The organism is Peribacillus frigoritolerans, from assembly GCF_004358755.1.
In the GTDB taxonomy this organism is placed as follows: Bacteria; Bacillota; Bacilli; order Bacillales; family Bacillaceae; genus Bacillus_P.
The window spans coordinates 61,543-86,895 of the sequence record NZ_SMZY01000002.1 but is presented as its reverse complement, the minus strand read 5'-3'; the positions used below and the strand labels follow the sequence as shown (position 1 = coordinate 86,895).

Below are 25,353 nucleotides of genomic sequence, written 5' to 3'. Positions count from 1 at the left end.
ACAAAGCTTGGTCAACATCGTTGACCAAGCTTTTTTCGGTCATGGCATGGATGATCGTTTCACATGTTCGGCTTCCTTCTCCTAATCTCAAAAAGTTCTAGATGATTCTGTACAAGCATATATTTGAACGAGCCTGAATAAGGAGGAGTCTAATTCTATGCGCGTTTCAAATGTGACTGTCAGAAAACGTCTGGCATTGGTGCTGTTATTTGGATTTTTGATTTTTATTATTATTGATATCCGTCTTGGATACGTTCAGTTTTTTATAGGGGATAAATTAACTGCTCTTGCTAAGGATTCCTGGAGCAGAAACATTCCTTTTGAACCTGAACGGGGCGAGATCCTTGACCGCAATGGCGTCAAGCTTGCAACGAATATGAGTGCTCCGTCGGTCCTTGTAGTTCCGAGGCAGGTGGAAAATCCGGCAGATACGGCTGAAAAGCTTGCTTCTGTATTAAATATGTCTAAACAGAGAGCTTATGAGCTTATAACAAAGAAACAGTCCATACAGCGCATCAATCCTGAAGGGAGAAAGATATCGCATGAAAAAGCAAAAGAGCTCCGCGCTCTCGGACTGAAGGGAGTATACATAGCGGAAGATTCCAAACGGCATTATCCGTTTGGAAGCTACCTTTCTCACGTGCTTGGTTTTGCCGGCATTGATAATCAAGGGCTGCTTGGTCTTGAATCCTATTACGATGAACAGCTGAAAGGCACGAAAGGGTATGTGAAATTCTACTCGGACGCAAAAGGGAAAAGAATGCCCGAGGAAGCGGATGAATATACAGCTCCAATAGACGGATTAAATCTAAAATTAACAATCGATTCCAAAGTGCAGACCATAATGGAGCGGGAGCTGGATAACGCCCAGGCGGCATACAATCCTGACGGCATGATTGCCATTGCCATGAATCCGAAAAATGGGGAAATTCTTGGGATGTCAAGCAGACCGGACTTTGATCCTGCGGATTTCAGGAATGTAGATCCGCTTATATATAACCGCAATCTTCCTGTATGGAGCTCATACGAACCTGGATCAACCTTTAAGATTATTACACTGGCTGCAGCCCTTGAAGAGAACAAGGTAAATCTGCAAAAAGAACACTTTCATGACGGCGGATCTGTTGAAGTAGGCGGAGCAAGACTGAAGTGCTGGAAAAGAGGCGGCCATGGCAGCCAGACATTTCTTGAAGTCGTTCAAAACTCATGCAACCCGGGCTTTGTAGAATTAGGACAAAGACTTGGCACAAATACGCTGTTTAAATATATTCAAAACTTTGGTTTCGGGCAAAAAACCGGAATTGATCTGCAGGGAGAAGCGAGAGGAATCCTCTTCAATGTTAAAAATGTCGGACCTGTTGAACAGGCGACAACGGCATTTGGCCAAGGGGTATCGGTTACTCCTATTCAGCAGGTGGCAGCCGTTTCAGCGGCGGTTAACGGCGGAACGCTTTATACGCCTTATATTGCCAAGGAATGGATTGATCCAATTACCGGAGACGTTGTCAGTCAGACAGCTCCTGAGGCTAAGCGCAGGGTGATTTCAGAAGAAACGTCAAAACAGATTAGATATGCATTAGAAAGTGTAGTGGCGCAAGGAACAGGAAGAAATGCATTTGTCGATGGGTACCGTGTCGGCGGCAAAACGGGGACCGCCCAAAAAGTTAAAGACGGAGTTTACTTGAAAAATAACTATATCGTATCATTCATTGGCTTTGCACCGGCTGATGACCCTGAAATCGTCGTCTATGTGGCTGTTGATAACCCTAAAGGCACTGTTCAGTTCGGGGGAACGGTAGCTGCTCCAATTGTAGGAAATATCATGGAAGACAGTTTAAGAGAGCTTGGTGTGAAGCCGAGAAAAGATCAAATCGAAAAAGAATATACATGGCTAGACACAAAACTTGTAAATGTCCCGAATGTTTTAGGGCTGACGACAACGGAGCTAAGAGAGCAAATGGTAAACCTGAAACTTGATATTGCAGGTTCCGGCGACACGGTTGTCCAGCAGTCTCCAGCAGCCGGAGTGAAAGTGAAAGAAGGTTCAACTCTCCGTCTGTATTTAGGAAAAAGCGATAAAAAAACCGAGGACGAGTAAAAACTCATTTATACAGCAAAAAAAGCGGCAATCACAAAACGTGTTTGCCTCGCTTTTATTTTAAGGCGGGATAGAGCAGCTCCCGCATCCTCTCCCTTTATTAAAGACATTTTTAAAAGCTGATATGGCTCTTTTAGCTAAGATGAGATAAAATAAGAACTGTGCGTTTTTCACTAAATGGATGATTTTGTATAAAAAATTAGAAAGAAACTATTGTTGGTTTTTGAGAGGATTTGGTAATGATGAAATTACAGACACTGCTTTCGCAGCTGCAAAATATGAAATTGAGCGTGAATGAAAATCCAGATATTCTCTCGATTGAAATGGACTCAAGAGAAGTGAAGGAAGGAAGTTTATTTATTTGCATCAGCGGGTACACAGTAGATGGCCATGATTATGCTGAACAGGCTGTCCGCCGGGGGGCTGCTGCTGTTTTATCTGAAAAGCCGCTGTCACTTCCAGTACCTGTTATTGTTGTGAATAACACTAAAAGAGCTATGGCGCTCCTTGCAGACACATTTTACGGGCAGCCTACACATAATCTTCATTTAATTGGTGTTACAGGCACAAACGGCAAAACGTCAACGACGCATCTGATTGAGAAGATTCTTCAAAATGACAGCCTTGCAACTGGATTAATCGGCACGATGTACATAAAAATCGGAGATGAACAATTGAGCGTTAAAAACACGACTCCTGAGAGTCTGACTCTGCAAAAAACCTTCGGAACCATGGTTGAAAAAGGAGTCAGTCATGCGATTATGGAGGTTTCATCCCATGCCTTGCATATGGGACGTGTTCATGGGTGTGACTATGACGTTGCCGTCTTTACAAATTTGACGCAGGATCATCTCGATTACCATCAGACAATGGATTCATATCGTGCAGCTAAGGGCCTGCTATTTTCACAGCTTGGCAACAAGTTTGATCAAAATAAGCCCAAAACAGCTGTCCTAAACGGAGATGACTCAGCTTCGGCCGAGTTCATGAAAATGACGGCAGCTCATGTTTTAACGTATGGCATTGATTCAGAGTGTGATGTGATGGCAAAAAATATTGCGATGTCTCCAAGCGGAACATCATTTGATCTTGTTACTCCGCATGGCAGCGAGAAGGTCAATATGAAGCTGATCGGCAAATTCAGCATCTATAATGCACTTGCAGCTGCAGCTGCAAGTCTGGCTTCCAATGTGCCTTTATCCATTATTGCGGCAACACTTGGTGAGATTGAAGGTGTTCGCGGAAGGTTTGAAGTAGTCGACGGCGGTCAGGACTTTTCTGTCATTGTTGATTATGCACATACTCCAGACAGTCTCGAAAATGTTCTTTCAACGGTTAAACAATTTGTTATTGGAAAGACATTTGTTGTTGTCGGCTGCGGCGGTGACCGTGACCGGACAAAACGTAAAATCATGGCACAGATTGCCGTTAAGTATGCAGATGAACCGATCTTTACTTCCGATAATCCAAGAAGTGAAGATCCTGTCGCCATTTTGAATGAAATGGAAGATGGGGTCAGGGGAGAATATTATCATTCCATTGAAAATAGAGAGAAGGCCATCTATTTTGCCGTTGCCAATGCGAAGCCGGGAGACGTCATTTTAATTGCAGGAAAAGGCCATGAAACTTATCAGCAGATCGGAACGCAGATTTTCGATTTTGATGATCGCGAAGTAGCTTTGAGAGCTATTAAAGAACGAATTAAATAATGATTCGCCGCAGCACATGCATTTAAGAAATTCACAAGCTTGTATTTATGATGAATCCGTAATCAAAAGCGGTCATCACGCAGTTATTCAGGGAGGATCTAAACATGCTCGAACAAATTATTTTATTTACAATTATTATGGGTTTTTTAATCAGTGTTCTGATATCTCCCATCTTTATTCCATTTTTAAGAAGGCTTAAGTTCGGACAAAGCATTCGGGATGAAGGGCCGAAATCCCATCAGAAAAAATCAGGCACCCCAACGATGGGCGGAATCATGATTATTCTGTCTGTCATTGTGACAACACTTGTCATGAGCTATAAATTTGCAGAACCGAGTGTGGAAATGTATTTGCTGTTATTCGTTATGTTCGGATACGGTCTCCTCGGTTTTCTGGATGATTTTATTAAGGTTGTGATGAAGCGCAACCTCGGTCTTACATCAAAGCAGAAACTGATTGGCCAGATTATCATTGCTGTCATTTTCTATATCGTTTTTAAACAATATGGGTTTTCTTCAGAAATCCGCATTCCAGGCACGGAATTTTCGTTTGATTTAGGCTTTGCATATGTGATTCTGATTATTTTCATGCTTGTCGGCGGATCTAATGCTGTTAACTTAACAGATGGACTTGACGGCTTGCTCTCAGGTACGGCAGCCATTGCATTTGGTGCATTTGCTGTTCTTGCCTGGAATCAATCTCAATATGATGTGGCTATTTTTTCAGTGGCAGTTGTCGGAGCGGTTCTTGGTTTCCTTGTCTTTAATGCACATCCGGCAAAAGTATTCATGGGTGACACAGGATCACTTGCACTCGGAGGAGCTATTGTTACGGTTGCTATTTTAACAAAGCTTGAAATTCTTCTTGTGCTAATCGGCGGAGTTTTCGTCATTGAAACTCTGTCTGTTATTATTCAGGTTATTTCTTTTAAAACGACTGGAAAACGGGTGTTTAAGATGAGCCCGCTTCATCACCACTATGAATTGACCGGCTGGTCAGAATGGAGAGTTGTCGTAACATTCTGGTCTGTGGGTCTCGTGTTCGCCATTCTGGGAATCTATATTGAGGTGTGGTTATAAGATGAAAAGCATTCAAGATTTTACTCATAAACATGTACTTGTATTGGGGCTTGCAAAAAGCGGTTTAGCTGCTGCAAAGCTCTTACATAAACTTGGCGCGATAGTAACAGTCAATGATATGAAGCCGTTCGAGGAAAATGAGTCTGCCCAGGAGCTTCAGGCTGCAGGTCTGAAGGTCCTATGCGGAAGTCATCCGATGGAGCTTCTTGATCATGCAGAATACATTGTGAAAAACCCTGGCATTCCTTATTCCAATCCACTGCTGGCTGCTGCTTTGGAGCGGAAGATTCCGATTGTCACAGAAGTGGAGCTCGCTTATCTAATCTCTGAAGCCGATATGATCGGAATAACGGGATCAAATGGAAAAACAACAACGACTACTCTTATACACGAAATGCTTGTAGCTGATCAAAAGAAGTCTTTGATCGCCGGCAACATCGGAACCGTGGCCTGTGAGGTAGCTGAACATGCTACTGAAGAAAATGTCATTGTGACTGAGCTGTCTTCTTTTCAGCTCATGGGCACAATCAAATTCAGACCGAAAATAGCGCTGCTGCTGAATCTATTTGATGCCCACCTTGATTATCATGGCACTAGAGAAGAATATGCCCTTGCAAAAGCGAAGATCTATGAAAATCAGCAGTCTGATGATTATTCTGTCGTGAATTATGATGATATGGAAGTGCGCCGTGCAGCAGAAAAATCAAAAGGTCAAATCGTTTATTTTTCCGTTTCCGAGAAGCTTGAAAAAGGCGCTTATATGAGTAATGGAGCGCTATGGTATAACGATGAGCAGATTATTGAAATAAAAGATATTGTCCTGCCGGGCAAGCATAATCTTGAGAATATCCTTGCTGCAATCTGTGTGGTGAAACTATATGGAGCTTCAACCTGCGCCATTCAAAAAGTTCTGACTGCTTTCAAAGGTGTTAAACATCGTCTGCAGTTTATCAGCACGATTGACGGAGTAAAATACTACAACGATTCTAAAGCTACCAATATATTGGCCACATCTAAAGCGCTGCAGGCCTTTGATGCGCCGACGCTCCTGCTTGCAGGAGGCTTGGATCGCGGAAACGAATTTGATGAGCTGATCCCATTCCTCAGCAATGTGAAGGCAATCATCACATTCGGACAGACGGCGCCAAAACTTGAGAGAATAGCAGGAGATGCTGGAATAGAAGTGATCAAACGTGTCGATAATGTTGAACAAGCAGCTAAGGCGGCGTTTGACTTATCTCAAGATGGTGACATTGTTCTCTTATCCCCTGCGTGCGCTAGCTGGGATCAATATAAAACATTTGAGCAAAGAGGAGACATGTTTGAGAACGCCGTGCATAAGCTAAAGTAAAGGGCTCGTACACGCATCGCCACAAAGCTTGAGCCCTAATTCCATAATATTGGGGTGTTCGGCGTTGACGGCAAAAAGATCTGCACCAGATTTCATTCTAGTCATCATTACCTTGCTGCTGCTGACGATTGGACTGATCATGGTATACAGTGCAAGCGCAGTTTGGGCAACTTATAAATTTGAGGATTCATTTTTCTTTGCAAAGAGGCAGCTGCTTTTTGCGGGTGTAGGTGTAATCGCCATGTTTTTTTTAATGAATGTTGATTACTGGACGTGGAGAACCTGGGCAAAAATGCTGATTATTATTTGTTTTGTGCTGCTTCTGGCCGTTTTAGTTCCGGGCATTGGAATGGAGAGAAATGGTTCACGCAGCTGGATTGGAGTCGGCGCGTTTTCCATTCAGCCTTCTGAGTTCATGAAGCTTGCCATGATAGCTTTTTTGGCTAAATTTCTGTCTGAAAATCAAAAAAAAATAACATCATTTAAAAAAGGTCTTTTTCCTTCACTTGGCTTCGTGTTTACCGCATTTGCATTAATTATGCTACAGCCTGATCTTGGAACTGGAACTGTTATGGTCGGGACTTGTATTGTGATGATTTTTGTTGCCGGAGCGAGAATTACACATTTTGGTTTGCTTGGTTTGCTCGGAGTAGCCGGATTCGTAGGTTTAGTGTTATCAGCTCCCTATAGGATTAAGAGGATCACATCGTTTTTAAACCCGTGGGAAGATCCCCTGGGAAGCGGATTTCAAATTATTCAGTCGCTGTATGCGATTGGTCCCGGCGGACTATTTGGTCTTGGCCTTGGACAGAGCAGGCAAAAATTCTTTTACTTGCCAGAGCCGCAAACAGATTTTATCTTTGCAATCCTGGCAGAGGAGCTGGGCTTCATCGGCGGCTCTCTGATCATTTTGCTGTTTGGTCTGTTATTGTGGCGCGGTGTAAGAATAGCCCTCGGTGCCCCTGATCTGTACGGTTCATTTTTGGCAATTGGCATCATCACAATGGTTGCAATTCAAGTTATGATCAATGTTGGAGTAGTAACGGGACTGATGCCGGTTACAGGTATTACCTTGCCATTTCTGAGCTACGGCGGATCTTCATTGACGCTCATGCTGATGGCGGTTGGTGTTCTGCTGAATATTAGCAGATATGCAAGATACTGAATTTACATTTTATAGTTGAAATAGACCCTGTTGAAAAACAGGGTTTATCATTTTTTTAAGCTAAAGTTGAATATTTTTGAAAATGTTTCTAATTAATGGGGGATACATATGAAAATTTTGGTTAGCGGCGGAGGGACAGGCGGGCACATTTATCCTGCTCTCGCTTTAATAAATGAAATAAAAAGAAATGATCCAAATGCGGAATTTTTGTATGTCGGCACTGATAATGGACTGGAGTCTAAAATCGTTCCAAAAGCAGGAGTAGCTTTTCGTTCAATCAAAATTTCCGGTTTTAAAAGAAAGATCTCTCTGGATAATGCAAAAACGATTATGCGCTTTTTCAAAGGCGTCAGCGACAGCCGAAAATTCATAAAAGAATTTAAGCCTGATGTTGTAATCGGCACGGGCGGATATGTGTGCGGACCTGTTGTTTATGCTGCTTCTAAGCTTAAGGTTCCTGCAATTATCCATGAACAAAACAGTCTGCCGGGAGTAACGAACAAATTCTTGGCCCGGTATGTAGATAAGGTAGCGATTTGTTTTGAAGAGGCAAGAAGCTATTTTCCTGCTGAAAAAACAGTGCTGACCGGAAATCCGAGAGCGTCTGAAGTAGCAACGGATGACGTAAGACATTATAAGGACCCTGCTCTTAATCCCGATAAAAAAACAGTGCTGATTATGGGAGGAAGCAGAGGGGCAAAGCCTATTAATGATGCTGTCATCGGAATGCTTGATGAAATGAAAAATAAAAATTATCAAGTTATCTATGTAACGGGTGAAGTTCATTATGATCACGTTATGGATCAAGTTAAGAATCTCCCACAAAATGTTGTAATCAAGCCTTTCATTCATAACATGCCTGAAGTTTTAAAAGGGATTGATTTAATTGTTGCCAGGTCAGGTGCAACTACATTAGCCGAGATTACGGCACTTGGGCTTCCGAGTATCCTGATCCCCAGTCCTTACGTAACGGCAAATCACCAGGAAAAAAATGCACGGGCTTTAAGTGATCATGATGCTGCGGCATTAATCCTTGAAAAAGACCTCTCAAGTGCTGTATTAATAAAAGAGATGGATGTTATATTGCTTGATGCGGAGAATCTTCAAAAAATGTCAGCTGCATCTAAACAGCTGGGCATTCCAGATGCTGCAGCCAAGTTATATAAAGAAATACAGGTTCTTGCTAAAAAATAAATAAGTTTTTATCTTAATTGCAGACATAAAATTTTAAAAAGACAGAAGTCATAGGGGTTTATAACATGACAGAAGAGGGTATGAAATTATTTGTGCCTATCGAACTATAATTCCTATGAGCCTTCTTCAATGTCATACACAAAAGAACAATCTATTTTAGGAGGCTGTCATGGAACAGATACGAATGAAATTACAAGAAGCAGAAGTTGGGAAAGTTGTTCAAAATGAGCCGCTGGCAAAGCATACGACGATAAAAATCGGAGGTCCTGCAGAGATTTTTGTAGAGCCGAATTCGATTGAAGATCTTAAAAAAACGATGGATATCGTGACAGAAAGCGGAGTTCCATGGAGAGCGATTGGCAGAGGATCAAACCTGCTTGTCGGGGATTCAGGCATTAAGGGTGTTGTGATTAAACTCGGAAAAGGGCTGGATCATCTTGAAGTGGATGGAGATATCATTACCGCTGGCGGAGGCTACTCACTTATTAAATTAACGACTGTCATCAGCAAACAAGGACTTTCAGGTCTTCAGTTCGCGGGAGGGATTCCCGGATCGGTTGGCGGAGCTGTCTACATGAACGCGGGTGCTCACGGTTCTGATATGTCTAAAATTCTTGTAAAGGCACATATCCTGTTTGAAGATGGAACAATGGAATGGCTGACGGCGGAAGAATTAGAGTTTTCATACCGTACTTCCCTGCTTCAGAAGAAGCGTCCTGGCATTTGTCTTGAAGCGGTTCTGAAGCTTGAAAAAGGCAATCGGGAAGAAATTGTGGCAGAGCTTCAGAAAAATAAAGATTACCGCAGAGAAACGCAGCCTTGGGATCATCCTAACTGCGGCAGCGTTTTCAGAAATCCCCTGCCTCATTATGCCGGTCAGCTGATACAGGAGTCAGGCCTGAAGGGATATCAGATCGGCGGAGCGAAAATCTCCGAACTTCACGGGAATTTCATCGTGAATACAGGCAATGCCACAGCAAAAGATGTTCTTGATTTAATTGATTTTGTTAAAAAAACAATTTTTGAAAAACACGCTGTCAAAATGGAAACAGAAGTTGAGATTGTCGGTGTAAATGAGTAGAGAATGCTTATCTCTTTTTCCTTTTATTGTGGTATAATGTCTTTATTAAAGGTACAGTTGCTAAACGGCATACTATATGCCGTTTGTTTCTCTTTTAAAGATGATTTTACGCCCCCGAAAGTGTTTCGGGATGAGGGGTGATTACAAGTTGGAAAAAGGCAAAGTCGTTTCGCTTGAAGATCGTGTTCCAAAGCTCAAGGAGCATCGGAAACAAAAATCCAACCGCAGGTTAATTTTATTTTTATCCGTCTTTTTCATCCTCATTTTATTGGTGATCTACTTTCAATCTCCGCTTAGCAAAGTATCTTCCGTAGATGTTGCCGGTAATAAGACAGTATCAGAAGAAGAAATAATAAATATGAGTGGAATTACAGAAAAATCAGGCTTTTGGAGCATCAATGAAAAAGAAGTGAATGATGCCCTTTCTGATTTTGAACAGATTCAAAATGTGAAATTGGACAAGCATTTGCCAAATAAGGTGACGATCGTGGTTGAAGAATATTATAAAGTGGCCTATATCGTTAAAGGAGACCAATACTCTCCCATCCTAGAAAACGGCAAAACACTTGACCCGGTTGAAGGAACTTTTCCAGATGATGCACCGCTTCTGATTAATTGGAGCAAGGCTGAGGAGATTGAAGAAATGGCTATGGAACTCATGAGTCTTCCAGACAGTGTAAAAAATGCGATTTCTGAAATTTATCATACACCTGAAAAAACGGATCCCTGGCATATTACGCTGTACATGAATGACGGATTTGAAGTGCAGGCCTCAGTCCGCAGCTTCTCAAAAAAAATGATTGATTATCCAGCCATTGTCAGCCAGCTGGCTCCAAATTCCAAAGGCATCATTCATATGGAAGTCGGGACCTATTTTGAATCATATGATAAGAAAGATGAAGCTGCAGAAGAAGCGGCGGAAGAGGGAGCCGCATCAGAAGCAGAGCCGGAGGGGACAGTGCAAAATGAAAATGAAGATGAGAGGTAGATATGTAGTTCTATCTTTAATCATGCTTGTTCTCGGTTTTTTAGTTTCTTTTTCTTATCAGCTCACTAAAGAACAGCGTCCGAATAATGGAATATCTTCTGAACAGTGGAGCAAAGAGTATGAAACAAGACAGCTGCTGATCAAGCAGGAGGAGAGAAATACCGAGCTTCAAAAGGAACTATTTAAAAGCCAGGAAGAAGTAAGAGAAATTGAAGAAAATCTGAAGAATGAAAAGCAGATTTACTTTAATCTTGTTGAAGATGTTGAGAAGTACAGAATGTATGTAGGCGAACTGGGTGTAGCAGGGGAGGGGATTGAAGTGACTCTTGAGGATTCCTCCTACATTCCAGAAGGGGAAAATGTAAATAATTACATTGTTCATGAAGGGCATATTTTTAAAGTAATTAATGAATTGCTTATATCAGGTGCAAGCGCCGTAGCCATCAATGGACAAAGATTATCACATGATTCGTATATATATTGTAATGGTCCTGTCGTCACCGTGGATGGAAATCAATTTCCAGCTCCCTTTGTCATCTCTGCCATTGGCGAGCCTGCTGTTCTGGACCAGGCATTAAATATCGCCGGCGGTATTGTCGAGCAGATTGCTTACGATAATATCGTCATAACCCTTGAGAAGAAAAATGAAATTAAGATGAATCCTTTATTGCAAGAAAAGAAATCTTGATGGGTGGTTGCCTTGAAGAAAAATCTTAAGGGTGTCAGCTTCTCACTGCTGACCATGATATTTGGCTTAATGCTTGCCGTTCAATTTCAATCGATCCAGGAGCCCGCAGTAAGAGATACACGTGACATGTGGCAATTGAGGGAGGCGCTCAAGCAGGAACAAGAGACTCAGTCGAACCTTTTGCTTGAGATCCGCAAATACGAAGAGCTGATAGATACATACGAAAATGATGAAAATCAAAGTGCAGAAAAAACGCTGAAAGAGACTCTTGAGGAACTTAAAAATGAAGCGGGATTAACGGAAGTGACTGGAGCGGGTGTAGTCATTACAATAGAACCCCTGTTTGATGCAGCGGTTTCTCAAACTGAAGTAGAAAACATTGCGCCTGATTTGCTGAAACGATTGTTGAACGAGCTGAATTCATATGGTGCCGAGCATGTCGCAATCTCAGGCAGAAGAGTTGTGAATACAACTGTCATCCGAGATATTAATGGCCAGACAAAAATGGACGGATACAGTTTGAATTCATATCCAATTGAAATTAAAGTCATTTCCGAAGACGCAGAAAAGCTATTCAGCCGCCTGAACGGGTCCACGACAATGGACACCTTTGCAATTGACAATCTGCGGCTTTCAATTTCAAAGCCAAAGAACCGGATTGTCATACCGCCGTATGATGATGCGATCCGGATAAAAAATATGAAGCCGGTTGAGGAAGGAGAGAAATCATAATGTGGCTTCCCATTTTAGGATTAATACTAGGAATAACATTGGGGCTGCTGACTGATCTCCGAATACCCGGTGAATATTCGAATTATCTGTCCATTGCTATTCTCGCAGCCCTGGATACTCTGCTTGGAGGAATCCGTGCTCATCTGCAAAACATGTACGATGAGATGGTTTTTGTATCCGGATTTTTCTTTAACATCATATTGGCTGCAAGTTTAGCTTTTCTAGGTGTTCATCTTGGTGTAGACTTGTATTTGGTAGCAATATTTGCTTTTGGAGTCAGACTGTTTCAGAATATTGCTGTGATTAGACGAATATTAATTTCCAATTGGACTCAATCGCGCCAAAAACTTAAAAAAAGTTGATTTTTTAAGAGGGAAAATCAAGGATTTGACGAATACTCACTTTAGTATGTATTTATTAAAAAGAGTCCGTATGACGGGCCGAAAAATAAATGTGACAATGAGAAGTCAATTATCACAATATTTTTCACCATTGTTACAAATATGTAAAACTAGATTCATTGTATTGTTGTTCCTCTAATAATAGAATGGAAATGATAAGTTAAGGAGGTGCCATAGAATGAACAGCAATGAAATCTTTGTAAGTCTAGACATCGGTACATCCAGTGTTAAGGTTATCATCGGTGAAATGGCAGATGATAATTTAAACATTATAGGTGTAGGCAATGTGAAATCTGAAGGATTAAGAAAAGGGTCTATCGTTGATATTGACGAGACCGTTCATTCTATTAAAAAAGCGGTGGAGCAGGCAGAAAGAATGGTTGGCATACCGCTTAAAAGAGTCGTAGTAGGGGTGACTGGCAATCACGTTCAGTTGCAGGATTGTCACGGTGTTGTTGCAGTTTCAAGTGACAATCGTGAAATAGCTAATGAGGACATTAGAAGAGTGATTGAAGCAGCTCAAGTTATGTCTATACCTCCAGAACGAGAAATAATAGATGTAATTCCTCAGCAGTTCATAGTCGATGGTTTGGATGAAATCAGCGATCCCCGCGGAATGATCGGTGTCCGTCTTGAAATGGAAGGTACGATCATCACGGGATCTAGAACGATTTTACATAATCTGCTTCGCTGTGTAGAAAAAGCAGGACTTGAAATTACGGATATTTGTCTGCAGCCGCTTGCTTCCGGAGCCGTTGCCCTATCAAAAGATGAGAAAAACCTCGGTGTTGCCTTGGTTGATATTGGCGGAGGCTCAACGACGATTGCCGTTTTTGATCAAGGTCATCTGCAAACGACCAGCGTTCTTCCAATTGGCGGAGAGAATATTACGAAGGATCTTTCAATCGGACTTCGCACAACAACGGATGAGGCTGAACGCATTAAAGTGAAACATGGACATGCTTTCTATGATTATGCTTCTGAAGAAGAAGTGTTTGAAGCTGCAATTATTGGCACAGACCAAAAACAGCAATTCAATCAGCTTGAAATATCTGATATTATAGAAGCTAGACTTGAAGAAATGTTTGAACTAGTATTACACGAGATTAAGAGACTTGGAGTAAGAGACCTGCCTGGCGGATTTGTTCTGACTGGAGGAACGGTCAGCATGCCGGGAGTTCTTGAGATCTCACAGGCTGTTCTGCAAAACAATGTCCGCATTGCAAGCCCGGATTATATTGGTGTAAGAGAACCTCAATATATGACTGGAGTAGGATTAATCCAATTTGCTTATAAAAATGCGAAGATTCAAGGCAGAAGCATCAGTTCGAATGTTGTTCCTGATAAGCTTGAGAAAACGTCTCAAAGAGAACCTCAGCATCAGAATCAGCAGCAGCAGCGTTCAAAACCAAAAGAAAAAGAAGAGAAAAAAGAAAGCAAAGTAAAAAAATTCTTTGGTTACTTCTTTGAATAACCTGCATCAAGAGGAAGTCATTCGATGGATTAGGAGGATTTTGTATGTTGGAGTTTGAAAGCAATATTGATGGCATGGCAACAATTAAAGTAATAGGGGTTGGCGGCGGAGGAAACAACGCTGTTAACCGTATGATAGAACACGGTGTTCAAGGTGTGGACTTTATCGCTGTGAACACTGATGCACAGGCACTGAACCTTTCAAAAGCAGAAACAAGAATGCAAATTGGTTCTAAGCTTACAAGAGGTCTTGGTGCTGGTGCTAACCCTGAAGTGGGAAAAAAAGCAGCTGAAGAAAGCAAAGAACAGATTGAAGAAGCTTTAAGAGGCGCTGATATGGTCTTCGTTACAGCGGGAATGGGCGGAGGCACAGGAACTGGGGCAGCTCCGGTTATTGCCCAGATCGCTAAAGACTTAGGAGCTTTAACAGTAGGTGTTGTCACTCGTCCATTTACATTTGAAGGACGCAAGCGTGCAATGCAGGCTGCAGGCGGAATATCTTCTATGAAGGAATCAGTTGATACACTAATCGTCATTCCAAATGACCGTCTTCTTGAAATCGTAGATAAAAATACTCCTATGCTTGAAGCCTTCCGTGAAGCAGACAACGTTTTACGCCAAGGTGTACAAGGTATTTCTGACTTGATCGCTGTACCTGGATTAATTAACCTTGACTTTGCTGATGTTAAAACAATCATGTCCAATAAAGGTTCTTCATTAATGGGTATTGGTGTTGCAACTGGAGAAAGCAGAGCTGCAGAAGCTGCTAAGAAGGCAATCTCAAGTCCCCTCCTTGAAACATCAATTGATGGTGCTCAAGGTGTCCTGATGAACATTACAGGCGGTTCAAACTTAAGCTTGTACGAAGTTCAGGAAGCTGCTGATATTGTAGCGACTGCATCTGATCAAGATGTAAACATGATTTTCGGATCTGTTATTAATGAAAACTTAAAGGATGAAATTGTCGTTACGGTTATTGCAACTGGTTTCAATGAAGTTGAGATCAACCACAGCAAACCGGCATCAAGACCTTTTGGTAATAATACATCGGCTAAACCTATGCCGAAGCCTCGAGATGTAAGAGAAATGAAGCGTGAGCGCGAAGAGCCTGCACAAGAAATGACAAACCGTTCTATGCAGCAAGGTGAAGATACACTTGATATCCCAACATTCTTAAGAAACCGCAATAAACGCCGATAAAACTTAAAGACATGGCCCAAGTGCCATGTCTTTTTTATTTTTCAGCAAATTATTTATCTAAACCATTTGCTCCAATCCTCTTTGGAGCTTGCTCTAAAAGTCCTCATCTATCCATCACTTTTCTTTTTAACTAACTCTTTTTCTATTACTATAGCCGCAGTTTGTTCAAATAATTACTAGCCATTAAAAATTAAATAAGGTAATAAATGTTTATTTTTTATGCTGTTTCTATTGATATAGATAGTTTGGCCTCCATATCCATCTTCTATAAATCCTGTAATAGCCTGCTTGATCAAGGATCGCCATTTTTAGTTGACATGCTTTAGCCTCAGATTATTTTCCATATATATCCTACTAAACGCTTGTTTTCTTAACAGGAAGAATTTGGTTACATTAAATGACAAAATTTTCTAAAAATTTTCTATACATTTAAGATAACATCCCAGAACTGACAAACATTCAAGCAGAAAGGGGGATCGTTTCCGGGAAACTACAAATTAAGGGGGAATTTAAGGAATGCGGATGAAACGTGTGAAATGGCTCAGTATTTTGTCAGTTTTTATCTTGCTGCTGACTTTGCTGTCTCCAAGTGTATCAACAGCAAGCACAAGCGTCAGCACTTCAGTAAAAGATCAAAAAAACATAGCGGCTGAAAAAGTTTCCAAAAAACTTGCCAAGTCTTTTGAGAAACAAGAAAAGGTCACCTTTCTCATCAAATTAAAGGAGCAGGTTGATACAGCAAAAGTGGCAAAAAATGCGATGAAAGCATCCGCTAAGGAATCAAAAAGCCAGGCAAAATACGAGAAGCGTTCGGCTGTTGTATCATCGCTTCGGGCAAAAGCAATGGAAACTCAGCAGCACCTTCAATCATACTTAACGAAAGAAGTAAAAGCCGGCAATGCAAAAGATGTGCAATCCTTTTACATTGTAAATGGCATGGCTGTCACTGCCACAAAGGATGTCATGGAAAAGGTTGCTGCATTTCCTGAGGTGGACAAGATTCTTCCAAACGAAGTCCGGCAGCTGGCAGCAGGGACTGCAGAGAAAGAAAAAACATTCGGGAAACAGGCTGATGGAAAAGCAGCTCCTGCTGCTGCCGAGTGGAACATTAATCAGATCGGTGCTCCGGCAGCATGGGAGATGGGCATCGACGGCAGCGGAACCGTTGTTGCTTCGATTGATACAGGCGTTCAATGGGATCACCCGGCATTAAAAGAAAAATACCGCGGCTTCAATCCAGCTGCACCAAATGCACCGGATCACGAGTTCAGCTGGTTTGATGCTACAGCAAATCAGGGAGCGCCATACGACGATGATGGGCATGGAACGCACGTAACAGGCACGATGGTAGGCGCAGAGCCAAACGGCAATAATCAAATCGGTGTTGCACCAGGTGCAAAGTGGATTGCTGTCAAAGCATTCACTGCAAATGGCGGAACAGATGCAGACTTGCTTGAGGCAGGAGAGTGGATTCTTGCTCCTAAAGATGCAGCCGGAAATCCGCACCCTGAAATGGCGCCGGATGTCGTCAATAACTCATGGGGCGGCGGAGCAGGGCTTGATGAATGGTACAGGCCTATGGTCAATGCATGGCGCGCTGCAGATATTTTTCCGGAATTCTCTGCAGGCAACACGACATTGTTTAACCCGGGAGGTCCAGGATCCATTGCCAATCCGGCAAACTATCCTGAATCCTTTGCCACAGGTGCAACAGACATCAACAACCAATTAGGAAGCTTTTCACTCCAGGGACCGTCACCTTACAATGAAACAAAGCCTGATATTGCAGCACCGGGCGTAAACATCCGTTCATCTGTTCCAGGCGGGGTTTATGAAGGCGGGTGGAACGGAACATCAATGGCAGGACCTCACGTTTCTGCTGTAGCGGCCTTGTTGAGGCAGGTTGATTCCTCCATTACGGTAGAGGAAATTGAAAACGTACTGACAACTACAGCAACACCATTGACGGATTCAACTTTTACCAGCTCTCCCAATAACGGATATGGCCATGGACTGGTAAATGCCTATGATGCGGTTTCCTCTCTGATGACAGGTCTTGGAAAAGTAAAAGGACAGGTTGCAAAAGAAGGGGAAGATGCCGAGGCTCCGGTTATGGAACATACTGGGCCGTCACAGGCATTCGCGGGTATGAATCTTCCTTTAACTGTGAATGTAACCGATAATATCAGCGTGACAAACGTCTCACTTCATTATCAAAACAACGGAGGGCAATGGCAGACAGCTGAAGCTGCCAGAGTGTCGGGTGATTTCCTTAATGGAAATTACGAAGCAGTCATTCCTGGTGAGGCATTAGAAGAAGGCACACTTGTCTATAAGTGGAAAGCTGTTGATTTTGGCGCAAATGAAGTGGTATCAGAAGAATATGAAATAGCTGTTCAGCCGGGCATTACGACTGGCTATGAGCAGGATTTTGAATCAGGCGCTGCCGGCTGGACTTCTTACGGAGTGAAAAACAGCTGGGAGCATGGAGTTCCGGTAAACGGTCCTGGCAATGCCGCTTCAGGTGAAAAGGTCTTTGCAACCAATCTAGATGGAGATTACGAAAATGGAGCAAATATGAATTTGCTTATGCCTCCGATTGATTTGCCTGCTGAAGGTTCAGCCTTCCTTCAATTTAAGCAGTGGCATGAACTTGAAGCGCGATATGACTATGGCCATGTTTTCGTTTCAACCGATCAGGAAACATGGACACAGGCCCTCAGGGTTAATGGAAATACAACCGGGTGGATAGACGGCCAAGTTGATCTCAGCCAGTATGCAGGCCAGCGGATTTATGTTGCATTCAATGTAACCACTGACGGAAGCGTTGTAAAAGACGGCTGGTACATCGATAATGTTAAATTATCCAATACGGCCATTGAAATTCAAAACAAAGCAAGTCTTGGCTTAGATGGGAAATCTGCAAGTGCTGATAAAACATCTAAAGAGAAAAAAGAAAAAGTCTATCCGAATAAAATAATGCCTGCACCATTCAGTGCTTCTGTAAGGGGATCTCAGGAAACTGCGATGCCTGCAGCCCTTCCGATGAGAGCGGAAGTGAGCATCGTTGAAACGGGAAGATCCACATACTCAAGTCTGCAGGATGGCAGCTATGAAATTGTTCATGGTGCTGGATCATTTACTCTCCAGGCAGAAGCATACGGGTACGCAACAGAAACTCAGCCAATCACGATTGAAAACGACGGCATAACAGAAGCAAACTTTGTTCTTGAAGAACTTCCTCAAGGAACAGTCAGCGGTGTCGTTACAAACGAAGCAACAGGCGAGCCAGTGCCAAACGCAACACTTCTGCTTGTTGAAGATGCAGCAATTACGCCTGTTCAGACAAATCAACAAGGGGAATATTCAATTGAAGCATATGAAGGAGACTATACGTTAAAAGCGATGGCACCTTCCTATTATGCCAAGGATACAAGCATCGTGATTGATGCAGAACAGCCAACTGTTCAAAATATTACGCTCAAGCCATTCATCGGGTATCCTGGTGAAATCGGATATGACGACGGTACAGCTGAAAACGCGAGAGCCTTTAATGCAGCAGGCAATGGCTGGGCGGTTAAAATGTCTCTTGCTGAAGGAAATGACCGCGCAATGGTCACTGGAGGCCTGTTCAGGTTCTGGGATACAGAATGGCCTGTACCTGGAGGCACTGAGTTCCAGGTTGCGATCTACGATGCATCAGGAACTGACGGAGCCCCGGGCAAAAAGCTTTCAGGACCAATCAATGCAACGGCTCTGCGCAACGGAGAATGGACAATGGTTGATTTGCTTGACCAGGGTGTAGTCGTCGATGGAGACTTCTACATGGTTTACATCCAAACAAAAGCAAACCCTAACTCACCTGGACTTGCGACAGATGAAGATGGTGAAAATGCCGGCCGCAGCTGGCAGATGGTAAGCGGAGGCTGGTCACCGTCACCTGCTGACGAAGGAAACTATATGATCAGGGCAATTGTGGATTATGAGGTGACAGCACCTGAAATTACGTCGCCTAAAGACGGTTCGTTTACAAATCAAGAAACAGCTGTTGTTGAAGGGTATGCATCACCGACTACAACCGTTCATATTTACAATGGAGAAACAGAAGCAGCTTCTGTACAAGCTTCTGAAAACGGTACATTCCGTGCAGAAGTAACACTTCATGCAGGTGAAAATGTACTGACTGCCAAATCCAGCACAGATGCAGGCATGACTGACGCGTCCAATGCGGTAAAAATTACTTTGGACAAAACAAAACCTCAGTTTGCTGTTGAAAATCCAAAAGACGGGCAAAAGCTGAATACAGAGGCATTGACGGTCAGCGGAACCGTTTCAGATGACCATCTAGACTGGATAAAAGTCAATGGTCAAAAGGCAGCAGTCAAAGACGGCAAATTCTCTAAACGGATCCTGCTTGAAAACGGAGAGAACGTGATTACCGTTCTTGCAGCAGACAAAGCAGGAAATCGTTTAAAGAAAACCGTTAAAGTATATGTCAAATACGATGCACCAGTCATTGAAAATCTAAAACCTTCCGAAGATAAATACATCAAATCAGGGGAAAGTGTGAAAATAGCATTCAACAGCGAAGAAGATTTAGATGCAACCTTCGTTCTCCATATGCCGCTGACTAATGCGGGCATTCAAAATGCAACAGAGCTTCCAATGAGAGAAACGGCACCTGGTTATTACGAAGGATATTACACAGCAACATCCAATATGAAGGCTGACGGTGCGAGAGTCGAAATCATTGCAAAAGATGATTTTGGCAACGAAACAAGAGCTGTCGCAGAAGGAAAGCTGTTTATAAACGGCAAGAAGCCGGCGAAGTACTAAACAAAAGAAAAACTCTCATTCCAGCAGCACGGGAATGAGAGTTTTTTCGATTTCCTCTGTTTTCTAAAAAACTATAGCTAATCAGCAAACAGAATTCCTTAAGCTTTTCCACCCTTTTCCATCGACAAATAGCAGCGATATCTATCAAAAATACTCTATTTTATCGGCAGTAACTGACAGACTTCACCGGCTTTGCTCAGCTATACTATTACTATCCAATCGGACAGTGCCTTCATCCTTTTTTATATGTATGTGAAAACCTTCGGAAAGGAGTTTCACGTGGCCATTTATTTGGATGTAATCTGGTTTTTGAATTTTTCGTTTGATTTGCTATTGCTGCTTCTTACAGCGATTTTGCTGAAAAGAAAGATCATGAAGCTCCGGATCATGATTGGAGCCTTAATTGGATCCAGTATCGTTGTTCTTCTATTTACGCCGTTTGCTCCATTAGCTATGCATCCATTGGGAAAGCTGTTTGTATCTATTCTTATGGTACTCTCTGCCTTTGGTTTTAAAAGGTTTAAGTTTTTCGCACAATCGCTGTTCACTTTTTACTTTGTCACCTTTATGGTAGGCGGGGGGATGATGGGAGCACATTATTTTATTCAGACGGAAATTGGAGTTGCTGACGGCATTCTCATGACAAACTCAGGAGGCTTTGGTGACCCTGTCAGCTGGCTGTTCGTGCTGGTCGGTTTTCCAGCTGCCTGGATGTTTTCGAGAAAGCGGCTAGATGACCTGGAAATGAAAAAAATCCAGTATGATCAGATCGTCAGTGTATTCATTAAAGTAGGGGACTCGACCATTCCGTTAAAAGGTCTTATCGACAGCGGCAATCAGCTTTATGATCCGATTTCAAAGTCTCCCGTAATGATTGCAGATACAGGAAAGCTCAGAGGTTTCCTGCCGGATGCTCTTCTGAATATAGCCCTTCAGGAAGATGTTATGACGGCATTGTCATCTTCGGAAGAATCACATCCTCTAGAGAACAGGGTGCGGATTATTCCGTTCCGTGTAGTTGGAAAATCAAACCAGTTTTTAATTGGCCTTAAACCTGATGAAGTGATGATCACAACAAAAGATGAAACCATACTGGTTCCAAAAGCCATTATTGGATTGAACCGAACAAGCCTGTCGCCTGAAGGGGAATACGACTGCATTGTTCATCCGAAGATGCTTCAGAGCGGAGCCGTTCAGGACGTTTCGTGATCATCATCCTGTAGTAGTGTACTCAGATCAATCGGAAAATAGAAGGGGGAGAACCATGAAAAAACTAAAATTGCACATTACGTACCTATGGTATAAATTACTGATGAAGCTTGGCCTGAAAACGGATGAAATCCACTACATAGGAGGAAGTGAAGCTCTCCCGCCCCCGCTCTCAAAGGATGAGGAAGAAGTTCTTCTTAAAAAACTGCCGGGCGGCGATCAGGCAGCGCGATCGATTCTTATTGAAAGAAATCTCCGTTTAGTTGTATACATTGCCAGGAAATTTGAAAACACAGGCATCAATATTGAAGACCTGATAAGCATCGGCACAATCGGTTTAATCAAAGCAGTTAATACCTTTAATCCGGAAAAGAAAATTAAACTTGCCACATATGCATCCAGATGCATCGAAAATGAAATCTTAATGTATTTGCGCCGCAATAATAAAATTCGTTCAGAAGTTTCCTTTGATGAACCATTAAATATTGATTGGGATGGAAATGAGCTCCTCCTATCAGATGTGCTTGGAACAGAGGAAGATATTATTACGAAAGATCTCGAAGCAAATGTTGACCGCAAATTGCTGTTGAAAGCTCTTCAGCAGCTGAATGACAGGGAAAAGCAAATAATGGAACTCCGCTTTGGGCTTCAGGGGGGAGAAGAAAAAACTCAAAAAGATGTCGCAGATATGCTTGGTATATCCCAGTCGTATATTTCGAGACTTGAAAAAAGAATTATCAAAAGATTGCGCAAAGAATTTAATAAAATGGTTTAAAAAAATTTTACCCAGATAATTTCCAATACCGGCATAGTTTTTCACGTTTATGAATAATTTTCCGTGCCTGGACATGTGCATATTTTTCCCACCTAAGGAGATACTTAACTCTGTACAGCAGCTCCTGTTAGGAGGGAAAGATGTGGCAAGAAATAAAGTTGAAATTTGCGGAGTAGATACTTCCAAACTTCCAGTCCTAAAAAATGAGGAAATGAGAATTTTGTTCAGGCAAATGCAAAGCGGTGAACTATCAGCAAGAGAAAAGCTGGTAAACGGCAATTTACGCCTGGTGTTAAGCGTCATTCAGCGTTTTAACAATCGGGGAGAGTTTGTTGATGACCTGTTTCAAGTAGGCTGCATTGGACTTATGAAATCAATTGATAATTTCGATCTTGGCCAAAATGTAAAATTTTCAACTTATGCTGTACCCATGATAATTGGGGAGATCAGAAGATATTTGCGGGACAATAATCCAATCCGCGTATCAAGATCTCTTCGCGATATTGCCTACAAAGCTTTGCAGGTCAGAGAACAATTAATGAGCAAAACCTCAAGGGAACCTACCGCTGAGGAGATTTCAAGGGTGCTCGAAGTTCCTCATGAAGAAATTGTTTTCGCTTTAGATGCTATACAAGATCCCGTTTCTCTGTTTGAACCGATTTACAATGACGGGGGCGACCCGATTTATGTAATGGATCAGCTGAGCGATGAGAAGAACCGAGACTCCCACTGGATAGAAGAAATCGCTTTAAAAGAAGGAATGAGACGGCTTAATGACCGTGAAAAACTGATTCTCAGAAAGCGGTTCTTCCAAGGGAAAACTCAAATGGAAGTAGCAGAAGAAATAGGTATATCTCAAGCACAGGTTTCAAGACTTGAGAAAGCTGCAATCAAACAAATGAATAAGAACATACAAAATTAGGACTGTTCATCTGAACAGTCCTTTTATCTGTTCTGCATTCACCCTTTATGGGAAAATACTGCGTAAAAAGCTCGAATAGATTCAGGACTTACAATCATATAGTTAAAGTAAGAACAGGGGGCGGTTTCGGTGATGAATATATCTGAGTTTCAGACGAAAGATGTTGTCAATGTTTCAGATGGCAAGAAACTAGGGATTGTTTCAGATTTTGATATAAATGTGACAACAGGGAAAATTCAGGCAGTGATTATTAGCGGAACTGGAAAAGTGCTGGGTTTTTTCGGAAAAGATGAAGAGCTTGTTGTTCCCTGGAGAAATATTGTGAAAATCGGAGAAGACGTCATTTTAGTGCGTGTAAATAGGGAGATAGACCAAAATAATGAATTAATTTAACAATCTTTCTGTCGGAATGGGAAAGATGTGGTAAAATATAGTCGTGTATATCAAAAACATGCAGCAATCTGTAAACAAAAGGAATGAACATTTTATGACTCAGCAGCCGTTACAACTGCAGCATGAAATCCATTTGAACAGCCCGGTCTGGGAAAAATTAAATGATGAGCTGATTGTCGGTTTTACTACAAAAAACGGAGGCATAAGCAGCGGAGATTTTCACTCGCTGAATCTTGGTCTGCATGTAAAAGACAAGCCTGAACATGTCGTTTTAAATCGAAAACGGCTGGCAGAAGAATTGAATATGCCGCTTGAAAATTGGGTTTGTGCAGATCAGATCCATGACAGCAGCATTCATAAAGTAACGCAATCCGATAGGGGCAAAGGAATACTTGATTATCATTCAGCAATCCCTGGAACAGACGGCCTTTATACAAGAGAAGAAAATTTGATGCTTGCACTTTGTTATGCTGACTGTGTTCCTTTGTATTTTTATGAACACGGTAAAAAGCTGATTGGAGCTGCACATGCGGGCTGGAAGGGCACTGTCAAGGATATAGGCGGAAAAATGATTCAAACATGGATAAAGGACGAAGAAGCTGATGTAAACTCAATCTATGCCATGATTGGACCATCAATCGGAGACTGCTGCTATGTAGTTGACGATTACGTTATTGAACGGGTCACTCAAGTGATGCCGAATAAGGATGCGTTGCCATATTACGAAGTATCTAAAGGACAATATTCTCTTGATCTAAAACAGCTGAACAAACAATTGCTGATTCATGCAGGTGTGAAAGAGGACCGGATTTTGACGAGTTCTTTTTGTACAAGCTGTGAATCGTCCATGTTTTTTTCACATCGCAGAGACGCGGGATCGACTGGGAGAATGTTCAGTTTTATTGGTTTGACGAGGAGGCACAACCAGCTATGAGTGTAGCAGACAACTTAAAAGAAATTCATGCCCGAATTGAAAATACATGTTCAAAAGTAGGACGAAATCCTAATGAAATTCAAATCATTGCCGTTACAAAATATGTGGATATAAATCGTGCTAAAGAAGCGTTAAGTGCTGGCATCAGCCATCTTGGAGAGAACAGGAATGAAGGGCTTAACGAAAAATATACAGCAATTGGATCAGAGGCGAAATGGCACTTTATCGGAACACTGCAAACGAGAAAAGTGAAAGATATCATCGGGAAAGCGGATTATATTCATTCGCTTGACAGACTTTCACTGGCAAAAGAAATCAGCAAACGTGCCGATAATAAAATAGACTGCTTTATCCAGGTAAATACATCAGGGGAAGAATCAAAGCATGGTATGGCTCCAAATGAGGTTTTGCCATTTGTTAAAGAACTTGAAAGCTTTCCGTACATAAATGTGGCAGGATTAATGACAATGGCCCCTCATACAGACGATACAGGTGTTTTAAGGCAATCATTCCGCAGATTAAGGGAGTTAAGCGAAGAAGTAAGAGCGCTTCACTTGCCTTATGCCCCGTGCAAAGAGCTCTCAATGGGCATGTCGAATGATTTCGAGATCGCGATTGAAGAAGGCGCAACCTTTATACGAATAGGCTCTGCCCTGGTAGGATAAGAAATCGGAGGTGTCAAAAGTTGAGTATTAAAAATAAGTTTAAAAGCTTTTTTGCCTTGGATGAAGAAGAATATGAGTATGTTGAGCAGGACCGTTATCAGGAAGATAATTATGAAGACGAGCAGCCGTTTGCCGCAAAACCGCAAGCGAAACAGAATGTTGTAAGTTTGCAAAGTGTTCAAAAATCATCTAAAGTGGTATTATGTGAGCCCAGAGTTTATGCTGAAGCTCAGGATGTAGCCGACCAGCTTAAAAACCGCAGAGCTGTTGTTGTCAATCTGCAGCGGATTCAGCATGATCAGGCAAAGCGGATTGTAGACTTTTTAAGCGGAACTGTGTACGCTATAGGTGGAGACATTCAAAAGATAGGGGCAAATATTTTTCTTTGCACTCCTGATAATGTGGATGTCGCAGGATCGATATCTGAAATTGTAACTGAAGAAGATCAGAGGTGGTAAGA

21 protein-coding genes are annotated in these 25,353 nt (G+C 42.2%); all 21 read left to right on the top strand.

What is annotated here, in order from left to right; all coding sequences use genetic code 11:
- Positions 1-157 precede the first annotated feature (157 nt).
- The 21 genes from E2R53_RS07910 (at position 158) to E2R53_RS07810 (ending at position 25,351) form a co-directional block, all read left to right on the top strand.
- Positions 158-2,098: a stage V sporulation protein D gene (locus tag E2R53_RS07910; RefSeq protein ID WP_133311260.1), complete on the top strand. Its 1,941-nt coding sequence runs from the start codon at positions 158-160 to the stop codon at positions 2,096-2,098.
- 242 nt (positions 2,099-2,340) lie between these two features.
- Complete coding sequence (locus tag E2R53_RS07905) at positions 2,341-3,807, top strand: UDP-N-acetylmuramoyl-L-alanyl-D-glutamate--2,6-diaminopimelate ligase (protein WP_133312216.1); 1,467 nt, start codon at positions 2,341-2,343, stop codon at positions 3,805-3,807.
- A gap of 104 nt (positions 3,808-3,911) precedes the next feature.
- Positions 3,912-4,886 (top strand): phospho-N-acetylmuramoyl-pentapeptide-transferase, encoded by a 975-nt coding sequence (gene mraY / locus E2R53_RS07900; RefSeq protein ID WP_133311259.1) that lies wholly within the window; start codon positions 3,912-3,914, stop codon positions 4,884-4,886.
- A 1-nt stretch (position 4,887) separates the two neighbouring features.
- Positions 4,888-6,237, top strand: a complete 1,350-nt coding sequence (murD, locus tag E2R53_RS07895) for a UDP-N-acetylmuramoyl-L-alanine--D-glutamate ligase (protein ID WP_133311258.1) — start codon at positions 4,888-4,890, stop codon at positions 6,235-6,237.
- 64 nt (positions 6,238-6,301) lie between these two features.
- A complete protein-coding gene (gene spoVE, locus E2R53_RS07890) occupies positions 6,302-7,402 on the top strand; it encodes a stage V sporulation protein E (protein WP_070879083.1) in 1,101 nt (366 codons plus the stop codon).
- Positions 7,403-7,510: 108 nt separating this feature from the next.
- A complete protein-coding gene (gene murG / locus E2R53_RS07885) occupies positions 7,511-8,596 on the top strand; it encodes an undecaprenyldiphospho-muramoylpentapeptide beta-N-acetylglucosaminyltransferase (RefSeq protein ID WP_133311257.1) in 1,086 nt (361 codons plus the stop codon).
- A gap of 169 nt (positions 8,597-8,765) precedes the next feature.
- Positions 8,766-9,677, top strand: a complete 912-nt coding sequence (murB, locus tag E2R53_RS07880; protein ID WP_133311256.1) for a UDP-N-acetylmuramate dehydrogenase — start codon at positions 8,766-8,768, stop codon at positions 9,675-9,677.
- Between the two features lie 148 nt (positions 9,678-9,825).
- Positions 9,826-10,665 (top strand): cell division protein FtsQ/DivIB, encoded by an 840-nt coding sequence (locus E2R53_RS07875; RefSeq protein ID WP_133311255.1) that lies wholly within the window; start codon positions 9,826-9,828, stop codon positions 10,663-10,665.
- A complete protein-coding gene (locus tag E2R53_RS07870) occupies positions 10,655-11,353 on the top strand; it encodes a DUF881 domain-containing protein (protein ID WP_133312215.1) in 699 nt (232 codons plus the stop codon). The genes E2R53_RS07875 and E2R53_RS07870 overlap by 11 nt, the downstream gene beginning before the upstream one ends.
- A 54-nt stretch (positions 11,354-11,407) precedes the next feature.
- Complete coding sequence (locus E2R53_RS07865) at positions 11,408-12,085, top strand: DUF881 domain-containing protein (protein ID WP_133312214.1); 678 nt, start codon at positions 11,408-11,410, stop codon at positions 12,083-12,085.
- Positions 12,085-12,447 (top strand): small basic family protein, encoded by a 363-nt coding sequence (locus E2R53_RS07860; protein WP_133311254.1) that lies wholly within the window; start codon positions 12,085-12,087, stop codon positions 12,445-12,447. Before E2R53_RS07865 ends, E2R53_RS07860 begins: the two co-directional genes overlap by 1 nt.
- A gap of 217 nt (positions 12,448-12,664) precedes the next feature.
- The gene (ftsA, locus tag E2R53_RS07855; protein ID WP_133311253.1) at positions 12,665-13,960 is read left to right on the top strand and encodes a cell division protein FtsA; all 1,296 of its coding nucleotides are present in this window, start codon (positions 12,665-12,667) and stop codon (positions 13,958-13,960) included.
- 44 nt (positions 13,961-14,004) lie between these two features.
- Positions 14,005-15,159, top strand: coding sequence for a cell division protein FtsZ (gene ftsZ / locus E2R53_RS07850; protein WP_133311252.1), 1,155 nt, complete (start codon positions 14,005-14,007; stop codon positions 15,157-15,159).
- Positions 15,160-15,675: 516 nt separating this feature from the next.
- A complete protein-coding gene (locus E2R53_RS07845; protein WP_133311251.1) occupies positions 15,676-19,995 on the top strand; it encodes a S8 family peptidase in 4,320 nt (1,439 codons plus the stop codon).
- Positions 19,996-20,274: 279 nt separating this feature from the next.
- Positions 20,275-21,204, top strand: a complete 930-nt coding sequence (spoIIGA, locus tag E2R53_RS07840; RefSeq protein WP_133311250.1) for a sigma-E processing peptidase SpoIIGA — start codon at positions 20,275-20,277, stop codon at positions 21,202-21,204.
- Between the two features lie 55 nt (positions 21,205-21,259).
- Positions 21,260-21,979 carry an RNA polymerase sporulation sigma factor SigE gene (gene sigE, locus E2R53_RS07835; protein WP_070879092.1) on the top strand — a complete coding sequence of 240 codons (720 nt, stop codon included), beginning with the start codon at positions 21,260-21,262 and terminating at the stop codon, positions 21,977-21,979.
- A gap of 73 nt (positions 21,980-22,052) precedes the next feature.
- Positions 22,053-22,901 (top strand): RNA polymerase sporulation sigma factor SigG, encoded by an 849-nt coding sequence (gene sigG / locus E2R53_RS07830; RefSeq protein WP_249042921.1) that lies wholly within the window; start codon positions 22,053-22,055, stop codon positions 22,899-22,901.
- A gap of 129 nt (positions 22,902-23,030) precedes the next feature.
- Positions 23,031-23,294, top strand: a complete 264-nt coding sequence (locus E2R53_RS07825; RefSeq protein ID WP_133311249.1) for a YlmC/YmxH family sporulation protein — start codon at positions 23,031-23,033, stop codon at positions 23,292-23,294.
- 94 nt (positions 23,295-23,388) lie between these two features.
- Positions 23,389-24,228, top strand: coding sequence for a peptidoglycan editing factor PgeF (gene pgeF / locus E2R53_RS07820; RefSeq protein ID WP_133311248.1), 840 nt, complete (start codon positions 23,389-23,391; stop codon positions 24,226-24,228).
- On the top strand, positions 24,225-24,893 hold the full coding sequence (locus E2R53_RS07815) for a YggS family pyridoxal phosphate-dependent enzyme (protein ID WP_133311247.1): 669 nt from the start codon (positions 24,225-24,227) through the stop codon (positions 24,891-24,893). The genes pgeF and E2R53_RS07815 overlap by 4 nt, the downstream gene beginning before the upstream one ends.
- Positions 24,894-24,913: 20 nt before the next feature.
- Positions 24,914-25,351: a cell division protein SepF gene (locus E2R53_RS07810; protein ID WP_133311246.1), complete on the top strand. Its 438-nt coding sequence runs from the start codon at positions 24,914-24,916 to the stop codon at positions 25,349-25,351.
- The last annotated feature ends 2 nt before the right edge of the window (positions 25,352-25,353 follow it).